The organism is Tenacibaculum sp. SZ-18, assembly GCF_002813915.1.
Taxonomy (GTDB): Bacteria; Bacteroidota; Bacteroidia; order Flavobacteriales; family Flavobacteriaceae; genus Polaribacter.
Genome location: NZ_CP019335.1, coordinates 3,795,742 through 3,810,227 on the forward strand (window position 1 = coordinate 3,795,742; position 14,486 = coordinate 3,810,227).

The window sequence follows — 14,486 nt, forward strand, 5'->3', positions numbered from 1 at the left end:
TTGGAATAATTTTTGACGACTATCATTTGATCAAATAAAATACACGACCATGAAAAATTTTTTAGCATTAATTATTGTAATACTAATTACAGTTGGGTGCAAGCAAGGTAAAAATGAAGTTATTTTACCATCTGCTACAGGAAATATTAATAGAATTCTTGTAGTAATGAAAGGTGCTGATTGGATAGGAAAGCCAGGTGATGAAGTACGGAAAGTTTTCGGTGAACACCAAGTTGGGTTACCACAACCAGAAACATTAATTTCAGCATCACAAATTGATCCTTCTGGGTTTAGTTCTTTTATTAGACATAACAAGTCGATTTTACTTTTTCAAAAATCCGACACCAATAAAGTAACTGTAATAAAGAATAAATATGCTGCGCCACAAGTGATAATATTAGCTTCTTATAAAACGAAGGAAGATATGATTAATATGACTCGCGAAAGAGGAAAGGAATTCATGAAGATATATAAAGATGAAGATGTGAAATTCGTTCAGAATATATTCCAAAAAGAAAGAATTGATCATACACAATTATCAACAGTAAACAAGTTAGGTTTAGATATAACAATTCCAAGTAGATATCGTTTAGTGCAAGATACATTGAACAACTTTTTATGGATGCGCCATCATTTGCAAAATGGAATCGCCAGAGGAGATGGATCTAATAATATTTTAATTTATAGTTTACCTTTAACTAACGAAGATTCAATTGCTGATAATATTACCAAAGTAAGAGATAGTATCGGAGAGAAATTTATTCCTGGTAGTAGAGAAGGAATGTATATGATAACAGAGAAGGCGTATGCTCCGTTTACATACGAAACTCAAATAGACAGTAAAAAGGCTTATGAAACTAGAGGGAAATGGGAGGTGAAGAATGATTTTATGGCTGGTCCCTTTTTGAATTATACCATAGTTGATAAAAAGAATAACAGATTAATAGTTTTCGAAGGGTTTACTTACGCACCATCAGTAAATAAAAGAGATTTCGTTTTTGAGTTGGAAGCTATTGGAAAATCTCTAAAAATAAAGGATAAGTCAGAAGAGTAAACTTTTTAAATTAAAAAATAGAAGCAGCAAGATAATTGCTGCTTTTTTTATGTAACATTTTTTAATTTTCATTCACTAATTATTCAACTATTAATTCAAACTTTTATGATAGCACGCTTTTTAAGTTTTGAAAGAAAACAGTTCTTTCGTTCTATGTTTTGGCAAAAAAGTATTGCAGTAAATATTCTTATGGGATTATTTGCATTGTACTTTATTGTAATATTTTTAGGGATAGGTGTTGGAGGTTTCTATATTCTAAAAAAAGAAATTCCGAATCAAGATCCTTTAAATATTGTTAATGGAATTATGTTGTTTTATGTAATGGGAGATTTAATATTCCGTTATTTAATGCAAAAACTACCAGTAATGAATGTAAAGCCATTGCTAATTCTAAACATTAGAAAAAGTACTTTGGTAAATTATATTTTAAGCAAGTCAATCTTTTCATTTTTCAATGTGATTAGTTTGTTTTTCTACATTCCATTTTCGATAATATTAATGAAAGAAGGATATCCGGCATCAAATGTATTGAGTTGGTTAACAGCCTTGTTATTAATAGTTGTCTCCTCTAATTTTTTAAATTTCTTAATAAATAAAAGCAATATAGCCTTTGGGGTTTTAGTAGTTATTTTAGGAGGTATAATGGCTTTACAACAATTTGAAATTTATAATTTCAGTCAGAATAGTGTAACGATTTTTAGTAGTTTCTATGACAATTGGATTTACGTTTTAGTACCAGCTCTAATAGTTGTTGTCTTGTACATTTTAAATGTTAAAAATTTAAATACCCAGTTATTCTTAGATGACGCTGTTCAAGTAAAAACGAAAGAAGCAGCTACTGCAGATTTATCATTTGTGGATAAATTAGGAGATCTAGCTCCTTTTATCAAAAATGATATGAGATTAATATGGAGGAATAAAAGAACAAAAATGGTTTTTTTAATGTCCTTTCTATTTTTATTCTATGCCGTAATATTTTTTAGTGATAAGACTTATGAAGAAAAAATGCCTGCATTTTTAATCTTTGCATCGTTGTTTGTAACAGGTGGTTTCGCTATAAATTTCGGTCAATTTATCCCAGCATGGGATAGCGAATATTACAAGATGATCATGAGTCAGAATATTCGTTATAGAAAGTTTTTAGAAAGTAAATGGTTGTTAATGTGTGTAGTTACTTTTGTGTTATATATTTTAAGTATTCCATATATCTACTACGGAATAGATAAATTTCTTATGATTACGGCAGGAGCTATTTTTAATATTGGATTTAACACATTGTTTTTATTATTTGCTGGTTCGTTTAATAGAAAAAGAATCGACTTACAAGCTAGTGGATTTGGAAATACACAAGGAACAAGTGCCACTCAATTTTTAATTATTTTACCATTAATGGGATTACCAATGTTGTTATTCTGGGTATTTAACAAATTTGTTGGATTTAATGCTGGAATTATCGCTATTGCTACTGTCGGTATCTTGGGGTTAGTCTTGAAAAATTACTTAATGGATTTGATAGAAAAAAAGTACATCAGAGACAAGTACGCAACTATTCACGCTTTCAATCAGAAAAAATAATTACATAAAAAAGAAGAAAATGATACAAGTAAAAAATATTTCAAAAAAATACGGATCAACAGAAGTTTTAAATATTCCATCATTAGATATTGCTAAAGGAGAATCTTTCGGTTTAGTAGGGAATAATGGTGCTGGAAAAACAACTTTATTCAATATTTTACTAGATTTAATTAGGCCAACAACAGGTCATATAGATAATCATAACATCACTGTGAACAAAAGTGAAGAATGGAAAACCTTTACGGGGTCTTTTATCGATGAAAGTTTCTTGATTGGTTATTTAACTCCTGATGAGTATTTTGATTTTATAGGTGAATTAAGGGGGATGAATTCCGCTGATATTAGATCTTTTTTAAGTCAATTTGAAGAGTTTTTCAATGGAGAAATATTAGGCAAGAAAAAGTTTTTGAGAGATTTAAGTAAAGGAAATCAAAAGAAAGCGGGAATTATTGCGGCACTTATGGGTAACCCAAAGGTTGTGATATTAGATGAGCCTTTCGCAAATTTAGATCCAACAACGCAAATTCGATTAAAGAATATCATTAAGAAATTATCGGAAGAAAAGGAAACTACGGTTTTAGTTTCTAGTCACGATTTAAGTCATGTTACAGAAGTTTGTGAACGAATCGTTGTTTTAGAAAAAGGAAACATCGTAAAAGATATACAGACAGCTCCAGTTACCTTACAAGAATTAGAAAGCTATTTTGCATCGTAATTAGAAAATTAGCTTTTTATTTCTATTTTTACGCTCACTAGTACAATAGTTGCTATATTTATCTGTTGTACTTGTAGAGCGTTTTTTTCATGAAAAAATCATATAACTTAATCATATTTTTACTTATAGCTGCTTCTGTGCTTTCTTGTAGCACTAAAAAAGATTCTGTAATTAATAGAAACTTTCACGCATTAACTACAAAGTACAATGTACTGTTTAATGGCCAACAAGCTTTTGAAAATGGCTTAAAAGGTATTGAAAACAATTATGCAGATAACTTTTGGAAACGATTACCAATTGAGCCCATAAAGTTCGACCAGAAAAATGCAGTTGTAATTAAATTTAGTTCCCCCGGAGCTGGTTTTGGCGATGATAAATCTACTGAAAGTAACGCTCCAGTAACTCCTTTTGATAGAGCTGAGGAAAAAGCGGTAAAAGCTATTCAGAGACATTCAATGAATATCAGAGGTTTTGAAAAAAACCGACAAATTGATGATGCATATTTATTATTAGGAAAGGCACGTTACTATACACAGCGTTTTATTCCTGCGATTGAATCATTTAATTATATAATTGCAAACTATCCAAAAGCAAGCCTAATCTACGACACGAAAGTTTGGAGAGCGAAGGCAAATATTCGACTAGAAAATGAAAAATTAGCGATCGAATCGTTGAAACTATTGATTGAGTTGGACAAGAATGAAAAAAATCTTACACCTTTTCAAAGACAGGAAGCATACACAGCTATGGCAATGGCCTATGAAAAAACTGATACAATTCAAAAAGTTATAGATCACTTAGCAATATCTACATCATTTGTGAAAAATCATCAATCCGCTCGAAATGCATTTGTTTTAGGACAAATTTACAGCGAATTAAACTATAAAGATTCTGCTAGAATGGTTTTTAGAAAATTAGCAGATGAAAGATGGGTTCCTGAGAAATATAGAATTCACGCTGCTATTGAAATGGTAAAAAATATTGAAGTAAAAGATTCTTCGAATGTACTTCTAGTTGAACGTATGAGAAAGCTGATTCGCAATTCAGATAATAGAAAATACTTGAATAAATTATATTATCAAGCAGGAGTTCTTCAAGAAGATAGAGGTAATACGGAAAAAGCGATAGAATATTACCTGAAGTCTTTAGAGGTTCCGAGTAGAGATGTATATCAGAAGACTTATACTTACGAGAAATTAGGAAATATTTATTTTAATAAGCAAGAATATTTGTTAGCTGGATCTTTTTATGATAGTGTTTTAAAAGCAACGACAGAAGAGTTTGAAACGGAAAAAAGAATCCGCCGAATCAAAAGAAAGAATAAGGGTCTTACCAAATTACGTTCTTATGAGGAGACGGTTACAAATAATGATAGTATCTTGAAATTAGTAGCCATGACTGATCTTGAACGTACAGCTTATTTTGAGGCATATATTGAAAAAATTAAGGAGAACGATGAGAAAAGTCGTCAGCGATTATTAAATGCTCAAGATTTTGGTAGTCAGTTTGGCGGAGGTTCATCTTTTGGAGGATCTAACAATCAAGGAAAATGGTATTTCTACAATTCGCAATCTATTGGTTTTGGAAAAGTTGCATTTCAGAAAAATTGGGGTACGAGGAAATTAGAGGATAATTGGAGATGGTCGGATAAAAATGAAGTATCACAGTCTTCGGAAACAGAAGAAGCTGTAAAAACAGAGAAAACGGATAGTAGATATGTAGTTGATACTTACTTAAAAGTTATTCCTTCTGATCCTGTTGTTATTGAAAATCTTAGAAAGGAGAGAAATGAAGCTTTATACCAATTAGGGCTTATTTATAAAGAACAGTTTAAAAACTCGACCTTGGCAATCAGTAATTTCGAAACGCTTTTAGATATTAATAAAAACCCAGAACTAGTATTGCCAATAAGTTATCATTTATATCAACTGTATGATGAGGTGAGTGAGACTGAAAAAGCGAATGAAAAGAAAGATATTATCTTAACTAAGTATTCAGATTCAAAGTTCGCCGAAATAATTCGAAGACCAAACAATAAGATTACTGATACTAAAAAGGTTGATGAAATTGATAAAAAGTATCGATTAGTTTATAGTTTATATAAGTTTAATCAGTTTGAGGATGTTGTTGATCAGGTTGATAAATTAAGTGATGCAGAAAGAAATTCAGAATTAATTGCTAAATTTGTGTTGCTTCGAGCCTTAGCAATTGGAAAGTACAAAAGTAAAGAAGAATACAAAAAGGAACTTCAATTTGTAGCGCTTAACTACGCAAATAGAATCGAAGGAAAGAAAGCAGCCGAAATAATTAAACTTTTAAAATAATCCTCATGTTAAGTAAAAAAAATAAAAAAGATTCTATTGTAGAGAGAAGTTCTAGTAATAGAAATGTAATAGGTAAAGGAACTAAAATTACAGGTGAATTAATTTCTGAAGGAGATTTTAGGATTGATGGTGAGTTCGAAGGTACGCTAAGTACAAAAGGAAGAGTAATTATAGGAAAAGAAGGATTCATAAATGGAACAGTTGAGTGTACAAATGCTGATGTTGAGGGGAAGTTTGCAGGAGAGTTCAACGTTTTTGACACACTTACAGCTAAGTCTTCAAGTTATATCACAGGAAATATTATCGTTGGACAGTTGGCTACTGAACCAGGCGCATCATTAAATGCAACTTGTAACATGAAAGGTGCGGTAAAAGAATTAGGAAAAGGTAGTTCAAATGCCCAAAAAGGAAAACAAGCCTCAGCTTAGTAAATACATTCGTTTTAGTGGAATTGCCCTTCAAATGGGAGTTACTATTTACTTAGGTAACCTTCTAGGGGAATGGTTGGATGGAAAATATCCTAACCCAAACCAAATGTATATGAAAATTTGTACTTTAGTCGCAGTGTTTTTGGCGATGTATTCTGTCATTAGACAGGTGTCTAATCTTTCAAATAATGATTAAACGTATTTTACTCTTTTTAACTGCTTTATTTCTTGTTTTTATTATCAGCTACTTTTTAAACAGTTACTTAGTTGTTGAGGAAACGTTTGCCTTTTCTTTACTAAGTGTTTATTTATTCCATACTATAGCTGCTTTTGTAGTTTATTGTGCTATAGAGATTGCTGCAGATTATATGCCAAATCAGGCTGGTTATACTTACTTAGCTTCCATTTTTCTAAAAATGGGCTTTTTTGTACTTGTTTTTAACTCTTCAGTTTTCGCAAATGGTATCTTGTCAAAGCCAGAGAAATTTTCATTAGTGGCACCATTGTTTCTGTTTTTAATTACAGAAGCTGTAGCTGTTTCTAAACTCCTAAATAGTAAGTAGTTTACGTCATTTTTGTTTTTATCTCAATGAGCTTTAAACTATATCTAAAAAAGAGTTTGTAGTTTTAATTAAATGTTTACCTTTGCACGGAAATTTAGAAACCATAAATTCTATATTTAGTAAAGGTATGATGATAGCAAAAAAACCTATCAAAAGTTTAGCAATACTAGCAATAGTATTTTCTTCATTAAACGTTTTCGCTGGAGGCGGTGAAAAAAAATCTTCTGATAATGACGGTGGAAGAATTAACACCAGAGAAGAAATCAACGATTATATCAAGCATCACTTGGCTGATTCACATGATTTTGCTTTGTATTCGTATACTAACGATGCAGGGGAAAGAAAGCATGTTGGGTTTCCATTGCCAGTAATTGTTTGGACAAGTAAAGGTTTAAAGACATTTATGTCTTCTAAGTTTCACCACAATGATGATGGGCATGTTGTTGTAGATGCAGGAGGTGTAAAATTAGCTAAGATTCACAGTAAGATTTATGAGTTAAATGAGGGAGCAGAGCATGTTTCTTTTGATGAAACTCATCATGCTACAAATGCACACAAAGTTTTAGATTTATCTATTACCAAGAGTGTGTTTGGAATATTAATAGCTGGTTTGTTAATGTTTTTAGGATTTGGATCTTTAGCTAAAGGGTACAAAAAAGGAGCTATCCCAACCGGAGTAGGGCGTGTGTTAGAGCCTTTAGTAATATACGTAAGAGATGAGATTGCAAAGCCAAATATTGGTGAGGCAAAATATAAGAAGTTTATGCCGTATTTACTTACAGTATTCTTTTTTATCTGGATATTAAACTTAATGGGGTTAACTCCTTTAGGATTTAACGTAACAGGTCAAATCGCTATTACTGTATGTTTGGCATTATTTACTTTAGTGATTTATATTACTAATGGATCAAAAGACTTCTGGGTACATACATTATGGATGCCAGGTGTACCAAAACCATTAAGACCTGTTTTAGCAGTTTTAGAATTAGCAGGGTTTATTTTAATTAAGCCATTCTCATTATTAGTGCGTTTGTTCGCTAATATTACTGCGGGTCACTCTGTAGTAATGGGAATTGCAGCTTTAATGATATTGTTGAAAGCGAAGTTTGGTACTGCAGGAGCAACGGGAATCTCGTTTTTGTTAGCAATGTTTTTAACATTAATTGAATTGTTAGTAGCGTTCTTACAAGCGTTCATTTTTACCATGTTATCAGCCTTATTTATTGGAATGGCAGTGGAAGAGCATGAACATGATCATGCACATTAATTTAGAATAAGAATTTGTTTAATTTAATATATTAGAAATTATGACTGGAACTCTTAATTTAATTGGAGCAGGATTAATCGTAATTGGTGGAGGAATCGGATTAGGTCAAATCGGTGGAAAAGCAATGGAAGGAATTGCTCGTCAACCTGAGGCTGCTGGAAAAATCCAAACTGCGATGATCATCATCGGGGCATTATTAGAAGGGTTAGCATTTGGTGCTTTACTTTTAGCTTAATTTTCCGAAAAAAAGAGAACAAAAACATTTTCTGCAACGGTTGGTTGCAGAAATGTTTCTAAAAAATTAAACAACAAGACAAAAGATAATATCAAAATAGTATGGAAATTTTTAATGATTTTTCAATAGGGTTATTTGCGATGCAATTAGTGATTCTGATTGTGTTATTAGTTTTATTAGCAAAGTTTGCTTGGAAACCAATCTTAAACTCTTTAGATGAAAGAGAAGAAGGTATTCAAAATGCTTTAGATCAAGCTGAGAATGCACGTAAGGAAATGCAAAACTTACAAGCAGATAACGATAGATTATTAAAAGAAGCAAGAGCTGAGAGAGATGCAATGATGAAAGAAGCTCGTGAGATTAAGGATAAGATTATCGCTGATGCTAAGGAAGAAGCTGGTGAAGAAGCTTCTAAGATGATTGAGAATGCGAAAGCTACAATTAAACAAGAACAACAAGCTGCTATTGCAGAATTAAAAAAGAATGTTGCCGAATTATCTATCGGTATTGCTCAAACTGTAGTTAGAAAAGAGTTAGCTTCACAAGAAGATCAGTTAAAGCTTGTTGAAGGAATGTTAGAAGACGTTACTTTAAACTAATTAAGTAAAGATGAAAGAAGCAAGACCAGCATTACGTTACGCAAAAGCAATCTTAAACTTAGCTAAAGAGCAGGGTTCAGATGAGGAAGTGAATAATAACATGAAAGTTATTGTAGCTACTATTGCTGAGAGTGACGATTTAGATGCAATGCTTAAAAGTCCGGTTATAAAAGCAGCTGATAAGAAAAAAGTATTAGATGCATTATTCGGAGAAAAAGTAAATAATATTTCTAAAGGATTATTCAATCTTTTAGCGGAAAATAAGAGAATGTTAATGCTAGAAAGCGTAGCGAAGAAATATTCAATTATTTACGACTACTATAAAAAGATGCAAGTTGCGACTGTGACTACTGCTGTTGAATTAACGAGCGAATTAGAAGCTAAGATTCAAAAGAAGATAGTTGAAATTACTGGAAACAGTGCAGCGATTCAAAATATTGTAAATCCGGAAATTTTAGGAGGATTTATTTTACGTGTTGGAGATGTGCAATATGATGCAAGTATCTCAAACCAATTAAACGAATTAAGAAGAGAATTTGACGACAGTCATTATATTCCAAAAATTTAATTATACATCAAAAGATTTAAGATGGCAGCAATTAAACCAGCTGAAGTATCAGCAATTTTAAAGGAACAATTAACAAATTTCGAATCAAAGGCTACGTTAAATGAAGTAGGGACTGTATTACAAGTGGGTGATGGTATCGCTCGTGTATATGGTTTATCTAACGTACAATACGGAGAATTAGTAGATTTTGGAAACGGTTTAGAAGGAATCGTTTTAAACTTAGAAGAAGATAACGTTGGGGTTGTATTATTAGGACCTTCAACTGGTGTAAGTGAAGGATCTACTGTAAAGCGTACTGAAAGAATTGCTTCTTTAAAAGTTGGAGAAGGAATTGTAGGTAGAGTTGTAGATACTTTAGGTAATCCAATTGATGGTAAAGGACCAATCGAAGGTGAGACTTTTGAAATGCCTTTAGAGCGTAAAGCACCAGGAGTTATTTATCGTCAACCAGTAACTGAACCATTACAAACTGGAATTAAATCAGTTGATGCAATGATTCCTATCGGTAGAGGTCAACGTGAGTTAATCATTGGAGACCGTCAAACTGGAAAATCTACAGTTGCTATTGATACTATCTTAAATCAAAAAGAATTTTACGATGCAGGTGAGCCAGTATATTGTATCTACGTCGCTGTAGGTCAAAAAGGTTCTACAGTTGCTGCAATCGCAAACATGTTAGAAGAAAAAGGAGCTTTAGCGTATACAACTATCGTAGCAGCTAACGCTTCAGATCCTGCTCCAATGCAGGTATATGCACCTTTCGCAGGAGCTGCAATCGGTGAGTATTTCCGTGATACTGGTCGTCCAGCTTTAATCATTTATGATGATTTATCAAAGCAAGCAGTAGCTTACCGTGAGGTATCTTTATTATTACGTCGTCCACCGGGACGTGAGGCGTATCCTGGAGACGTTTTCTACTTACACTCTAGATTATTAGAGCGTGCTGCAAAAGTTATTAATGACGATGCTATTGCTGCTGAAATGAACGATTTACCAGATTCATTAAAAGGTAAAGTAAAAGGTGGAGGATCTTTAACTGCATTACCAATTATTGAAACCCAAGCAGGAGACGTTTCGGCATATATCCCAACAAACGTTATTTCGATTACTGATGGACAGATTTTCTTAGAGTCAGATTTATTCAACTCAGGGGTTCGTCCAGCGATTAACGTTGGTATCTCAGTATCTCGTGTAGGAGGTTCTGCTCAGATTAAATCAATGAAGAAAGTATCAGGTACATTAAAGTTAGATCAAGCTCAGTACCGTGAATTAGAAGCATTCGCTAAGTTTGGTTCTGATTTAGATGCTGCTACAATGAATGTAATTGAAAAAGGTAAGCGTAACGTGGAAATCTTAAAGCAGAATCAAGGAGATCCTTTTACTGTTGAAGACCAGGTTGCAATTATCTATGCAGGTTCTAAAAACTTATTAAGAGAGGTTCCTGTAAATAAAGTAAAAGAATTTGAAGCTGATTACATCGAATACTTAAACGCTAAGCATAGAGATGCTTTAGACACATTAAAGTCAGGAAAGTTAACTGACGAGGTTACTGGTATTTTAACTGAAGTTGCAAAGGAAATTTCAGCTAAATATTCAGCTTAATTATAAAAAACAATTTTTCCACATCTTTACGAAGATGTGGAAATTCAACTAATTTTAAGTTCATATATAGATGCCAAACTTAAAAGAAATACGTAACAGAATTACTTCAATTGGATCAACAATGCAGATTACATCTGCCATGAAAATGGTATCTGCTGCAAAGTTGAAGAAAGCTCAAGATGCAATTACGGCAATGCGTCCTTATGCGTCAAAATTAACTGAGCTTTTACAGAGTATTAGTGCTACTTTAGACGGAAATGTTGGTGGTGCTTATTCAGAGCAAAGAGAAGTAAAGAAGGTTTTATTGGTAGCTGTAACTTCTAATAGAGGTTTATGTGGAGGATTTAATTCTTCAATCATAAAAACGACAGTTAGCACAATAAACGAAAAGTACAATGGAGTAGAAGTTGATGTGTTTACAATCGGTAAGAAAGGTAATGACATCTTATCAAAAGAGTATAATGTAGTTGAAAATAATACTAAAATTTTCGATGAATTAACTTTTGAGAATACTGCTGCTATTGCACAACACTTAATGGATGTATTCGTAGCTGGATCATATGATAGAATAGAACTTGTTTATAACCGTTTCAAAAATGCTGCTACGCAGATTGCAATGGTTGAACAATTCTTACCAATTAAACCAGTTGAAAATGACTCTAACGTTAGTTTAGATTATATTTTTGAACCATCTAAAGAGGAAATTATTTTAGAATTAATTCCAAAATCATTAAAAACGCAATTATATAAAGCTATTCGTGATTCATTTGCTGCCGAACATGGTGCTCGTATGACTGCAATGCATAAAGCAACAGATAATGCTAAGGAATTAAGAGATGAGTTATTATTAACATATAACAAAGCTCGTCAAGCTGCAATTACAAACGAAATCTTAGAAATCGTTGGTGGTGCAGAAGCATTGAATAACTAGAAGATATTTAATTATAAATATATATAAAGCGAATCTTATAATAAGATTCGCTTTTTTTAACTCTTATAAATACTATGAAAAAAACATTATTAATTGTATTCGCTCTAGTTAGCGTATTGTCATATGGACAGGAAAACGGAAAGAATACTAACGAACCAGAATTAAGAGAAATCAATCTTAATGAAACCGAGAAAATAAAAGACGTTCCATTTGCTATTATTGAAGACGTTCCCGTTTTTCCTGGCTGTGAATCTGAATCAAATAGTAGAGACAAAAAAATGTGTATGAACAGGATGATGAGAAAGCATATTATAACACATTTTGATGTTGATTTAGTAAACTGTTTAGAAACAGAAATGGTCTACAATAGAGAAAAGGATATTGATGAGGAAAAATGTAAACCTGTATTATCTCGTGGAAAAAAGGTAATTTATATACAGTTTAAAATTGATCAATACGGAGAGGTTGTTGATATCACCGTGCGAGCTCCACATCCGAGACTAGAAGATGAAGGTAGAAGAATTGCAGAGTTACTTCCTAAAATGATACCTGGTAAATTAAAAGGTAAACCTGTAAAAGTAGGGTATACATTACCTATTACTTTTAGAGTGAGATAAAAAAAGCGAATCTAAATCAGATTCGCTTTTTTTATTTATCGCTCAAATAGTCTATTTCAACACGGTAAACTCTATACTAGAATCGGTAAATACAGAATGCGTTTGTGTTTTAAAATCTTTTTTATCTGCTTTATAAATATTATCTACATACGTTTGTGGATTCAAATCAATTAAAGGAAACCACGTACTTTGAACTTGAATTTGAAGTTTGTGTCCCTTTTTAATTGTATGAAAAACGTCCTGCAGCTTTATATCAACGCTTGTTTTCTTATTTGGAGTAAATGGTTCAGGATCTGAGAAACTATTTCTAAAACGACCTCTTAACACTTCACTGCGCACCATCATATGATAATTGCTTAGCTTCAGATGAGACTGCATATCCTCATTGTCGTTTTTCAAATCACTTGGATGAACATCAATTACCTTAACAATCCAATCAGCAGCAGTTCCTGTCGTTGCTACATTTAACCTCGCTAAAATGTCTCCAGCTAAGGTCATTTCTTCTTCCATAACTTCAGTTTCAAATACCAAAACATCTGGTCTTCTCGCAGCAAAACGTTGATCATCTGTCATATATTTTCTAGGAGTGAAAACAGTCTTGATATCTTCTGAATATGGAACAGGTCGTTTGATATCACTTACAAACTTAATAGATGTTATCATTTGATTATTTAATGGAGGAATAATATGTAGATTATTGTTTCGAGAAAGGAAAAGTCTATGTTTTTTAGTATTCTTAGGAGGCCAAACATCATATGATTTCCATTCTTTTTTACCAGTATCGTAAACATAAGCTTCTGGCAATCCGCTTTCTTTTGAACCATTTCCTTTTAAGAAATGATTGAAGAATTTTGTTTCAATATTTTTCTGGAAGTTTAATGAAATAGAATCTCCGAAATAATAATTTCCAACTGCATTTTTCACTTTACTACGAGACCATCCTCCATGATCCCAAGGACCAAATACAACTGTATTGTAATTATTAGGCTGATTTTTTTCAATCCCCTTATACGTTTCTAACGGACCGTATAAATCTTCTGCATCAAACCATCCACCCACAATCATTGTTGCTACTGTAGAAGGTACTTTATCTAAATGCTGAATGATTCCTTTACTTTGCCAAACTGAATCATAGTTCGGATGTTCTACAATTTCTTTCCAGAAGAAATCATCAATATCACTTTTTGAAGCCACATTTTTAGAGTCTGGTTTGTCGTATTGGAAATACTCGTTTAAGTTTTTCAATGGACCTTTATCCAAGAAGAATTGATATTGATCTTGCGTATTCATTTTTGGGAAAGAATACCAAGCACTATCCGTTGGTTCATCCTTATACGTTCCAAATAATGAAATTGCTCTAAAATAGCTTAATAAAAATGCTCCGTTATGGTGGAAATCATCAAAGAAAAAGTCTCCAATACAAGCTTGTGGAGAAGCTGCTTTTAAAGCAGGATGCGCATCAATTGTTGAAACTGTAGCATAATGTCCTGGATAAGAAATTCCCCAAGTTCCAACTTTTCCATTGTTATGAGGAACATTTTTAATCAACCAGTCAATAGTGTCATAAGTATCAGTAGTTTCGTCCGACTGTTTTTCAGTTTTGTTTGGAATATAAGCACGCATGTTATCATAAACACCTTCGCTCATCCAACGTCCTCTTACATCTTCATAAACGATAATGTTTCCTTCTTTCATTAAAATTTCATTCGGACCAATTTTTGGTCGCATTTGATCTTCACCATAAGGTCTGCAGCTATATGGTGTACGTTGTAATAAAATAGGATAGGTTTTAGTAGTGTCTTTAGGAGCGTAAATCGTAGCATGTAATTTTACGCCGTCTCGCATTGTAATTTTTACTTCTTTCTTGGTGTAGTTTTCTTTTACATAATTTACAGGCTTTGTCTCTTCTTTAGTCGTTGTTTTACAACTAAAAGAAACTACCAATAATAGTAAAAGTGATAATTTGGTAAGGTGTGTTTTCATATTTGATTGATATATTCAGGTAAAT

At 32.5% G+C, this 14,486-nt stretch carries 15 protein-coding genes; 14 read left to right on the forward strand and 1 reads right to left on the reverse strand.

Annotated features, from left to right (window positions below; translation table 11 throughout):
* Nucleotides 1-49: 49 nt before the first annotated feature.
* From BTO06_RS17255 to BTO06_RS17320, 14 genes are all read left to right on the forward strand, one after another.
* Nucleotides 50-1,054, forward strand: a complete 1,005-nt coding sequence (locus tag BTO06_RS17255; RefSeq protein WP_100926483.1) for a DUF4837 family protein — start codon at nucleotides 50-52, stop codon at nucleotides 1,052-1,054.
* 153 nt (nucleotides 1,055-1,207) lie between these two features.
* Nucleotides 1,208-2,629 carry a DUF5687 family protein gene (locus BTO06_RS17260; protein WP_232731489.1) on the forward strand — a complete coding sequence of 474 codons (1,422 nt, stop codon included), beginning with the start codon at nucleotides 1,208-1,210 and terminating at the stop codon, nucleotides 2,627-2,629.
* Nucleotides 2,630-2,648: 19 nt separating this feature from the next.
* On the forward strand, nucleotides 2,649-3,344 hold the full coding sequence (locus tag BTO06_RS17265; protein ID WP_100926485.1) for an ABC transporter ATP-binding protein: 696 nt from the start codon (nucleotides 2,649-2,651) through the stop codon (nucleotides 3,342-3,344).
* Nucleotides 3,345-3,433: 89 nt separating this feature from the next.
* A complete protein-coding gene (gene porW / locus BTO06_RS17270; protein ID WP_100926486.1) occupies nucleotides 3,434-5,668 on the forward strand; it encodes a type IX secretion system periplasmic lipoprotein PorW/SprE in 2,235 nt (744 codons plus the stop codon).
* Between the two features lie 5 nt (nucleotides 5,669-5,673).
* On the forward strand, nucleotides 5,674-6,096 hold the full coding sequence (locus BTO06_RS17275; protein WP_100926487.1) for a bactofilin family protein: 423 nt from the start codon (nucleotides 5,674-5,676) through the stop codon (nucleotides 6,094-6,096).
* The gene (locus BTO06_RS17280; protein ID WP_100926488.1) at nucleotides 6,065-6,292 is read left to right on the forward strand and encodes an AtpZ/AtpI family protein; all 228 of its coding nucleotides are present in this window, start codon (nucleotides 6,065-6,067) and stop codon (nucleotides 6,290-6,292) included. Before BTO06_RS17275 ends, BTO06_RS17280 begins: the two co-directional genes overlap by 32 nt.
* Nucleotides 6,285-6,659, forward strand: a complete 375-nt coding sequence (locus tag BTO06_RS17285) for a DUF6168 family protein (protein ID WP_100926489.1) — start codon at nucleotides 6,285-6,287, stop codon at nucleotides 6,657-6,659. The genes BTO06_RS17280 and BTO06_RS17285 overlap by 8 nt, the downstream gene beginning before the upstream one ends.
* 127 nt (nucleotides 6,660-6,786) lie before the next feature.
* Nucleotides 6,787-7,926: a F0F1 ATP synthase subunit A gene (atpB, locus tag BTO06_RS17290; protein WP_100926834.1), complete on the forward strand. Its 1,140-nt coding sequence runs from the start codon at nucleotides 6,787-6,789 to the stop codon at nucleotides 7,924-7,926.
* 40 nt (nucleotides 7,927-7,966) lie between these two features.
* A complete protein-coding gene (gene atpE / locus BTO06_RS17295) occupies nucleotides 7,967-8,161 on the forward strand; it encodes an ATP synthase F0 subunit C (RefSeq protein WP_100926490.1) in 195 nt (64 codons plus the stop codon).
* Nucleotides 8,162-8,262: 101 nt separating this feature from the next.
* Nucleotides 8,263-8,760 carry a F0F1 ATP synthase subunit B gene (locus BTO06_RS17300; protein ID WP_100926491.1) on the forward strand — a complete coding sequence of 166 codons (498 nt, stop codon included), beginning with the start codon at nucleotides 8,263-8,265 and terminating at the stop codon, nucleotides 8,758-8,760.
* A 10-nt stretch (nucleotides 8,761-8,770) separates the two neighbouring features.
* Entirely contained in the window at nucleotides 8,771-9,328 is a 558-nt protein-coding gene (gene atpH, locus BTO06_RS17305) for an ATP synthase F1 subunit delta (RefSeq protein WP_100926492.1), read from the forward strand.
* 21 nt (nucleotides 9,329-9,349) lie between these two features.
* Nucleotides 9,350-10,930: a F0F1 ATP synthase subunit alpha gene (atpA, locus tag BTO06_RS17310; protein WP_100926493.1), complete on the forward strand. Its 1,581-nt coding sequence runs from the start codon at nucleotides 9,350-9,352 to the stop codon at nucleotides 10,928-10,930.
* Between the two features lie 70 nt (nucleotides 10,931-11,000).
* Nucleotides 11,001-11,861, forward strand: coding sequence for an ATP synthase F1 subunit gamma (gene atpG / locus BTO06_RS17315; RefSeq protein WP_100926494.1), 861 nt, complete (start codon nucleotides 11,001-11,003; stop codon nucleotides 11,859-11,861).
* A 74-nt stretch (nucleotides 11,862-11,935) separates the two neighbouring features.
* On the forward strand, nucleotides 11,936-12,478 hold the full coding sequence (locus BTO06_RS17320) for an energy transducer TonB (RefSeq protein ID WP_100926495.1): 543 nt from the start codon (nucleotides 11,936-11,938) through the stop codon (nucleotides 12,476-12,478).
* Nucleotides 12,479-12,529: 51 nt separating this feature from the next.
* On the opposite strand, the gene BTO06_RS17325 is transcribed toward BTO06_RS17320, so the two are convergent.
* Entirely contained in the window at nucleotides 12,530-14,461 is a 1,932-nt protein-coding gene (locus BTO06_RS17325; protein ID WP_100926496.1) for a CocE/NonD family hydrolase, read from the reverse strand.
* Between the last annotated feature and the right edge of the window lie 25 nt (nucleotides 14,462-14,486).

What these genes read in the sequence shown, in the direction of transcription:
- BTO06_RS17255 (WP_100926483.1), top strand. Translation starts at nt 50, where the DNA reads ATGAAAAATTTTTTAGCATTAATTATTGTAATACTAATTACAGTTGGG.
- BTO06_RS17260 (WP_232731489.1), top strand. Translation starts at nt 1,208, where the DNA reads ATGTTTTGGCAAAAAAGTATTGCAGTAAATATTCTTATGGGATTATTT.
- BTO06_RS17265 (WP_100926485.1), top strand. Translation starts at nt 2,649, where the DNA reads ATGATACAAGTAAAAAATATTTCAAAAAAATACGGATCAACAGAAGTT.
- porW (WP_100926486.1), top strand. Translation starts at nt 3,434, where the DNA reads ATGAAAAAATCATATAACTTAATCATATTTTTACTTATAGCTGCTTCT.
- BTO06_RS17275 (WP_100926487.1), top strand. Translation starts at nt 5,674, where the DNA reads ATGTTAAGTAAAAAAAATAAAAAAGATTCTATTGTAGAGAGAAGTTCT.
- BTO06_RS17280 (WP_100926488.1), top strand. Translation starts at nt 6,065, where the DNA reads ATGCCCAAAAAGGAAAACAAGCCTCAGCTTAGTAAATACATTCGTTTT.
- BTO06_RS17285 (WP_100926489.1), top strand. Translation starts at nt 6,285, where the DNA reads ATGATTAAACGTATTTTACTCTTTTTAACTGCTTTATTTCTTGTTTTT.
- atpB (WP_100926834.1), top strand. Translation starts at nt 6,787, where the DNA reads ATGATGATAGCAAAAAAACCTATCAAAAGTTTAGCAATACTAGCAATA.
- atpE (WP_100926490.1), top strand. Translation starts at nt 7,967, where the DNA reads ATGACTGGAACTCTTAATTTAATTGGAGCAGGATTAATCGTAATTGGT.
- BTO06_RS17300 (WP_100926491.1), top strand. Translation starts at nt 8,263, where the DNA reads ATGGAAATTTTTAATGATTTTTCAATAGGGTTATTTGCGATGCAATTA.
- atpH (WP_100926492.1), top strand. Translation starts at nt 8,771, where the DNA reads ATGAAAGAAGCAAGACCAGCATTACGTTACGCAAAAGCAATCTTAAAC.
- atpA (WP_100926493.1), top strand. Translation starts at nt 9,350, where the DNA reads ATGGCAGCAATTAAACCAGCTGAAGTATCAGCAATTTTAAAGGAACAA.
- atpG (WP_100926494.1), top strand. Translation starts at nt 11,001, where the DNA reads ATGCCAAACTTAAAAGAAATACGTAACAGAATTACTTCAATTGGATCA.
- BTO06_RS17320 (WP_100926495.1), top strand. Translation starts at nt 11,936, where the DNA reads ATGAAAAAAACATTATTAATTGTATTCGCTCTAGTTAGCGTATTGTCA.
- BTO06_RS17325 (WP_100926496.1), bottom strand. Translation starts at nt 14,461, where the DNA reads ATGAAAACACACCTTACCAAATTATCACTTTTACTATTATTGGTAGTT.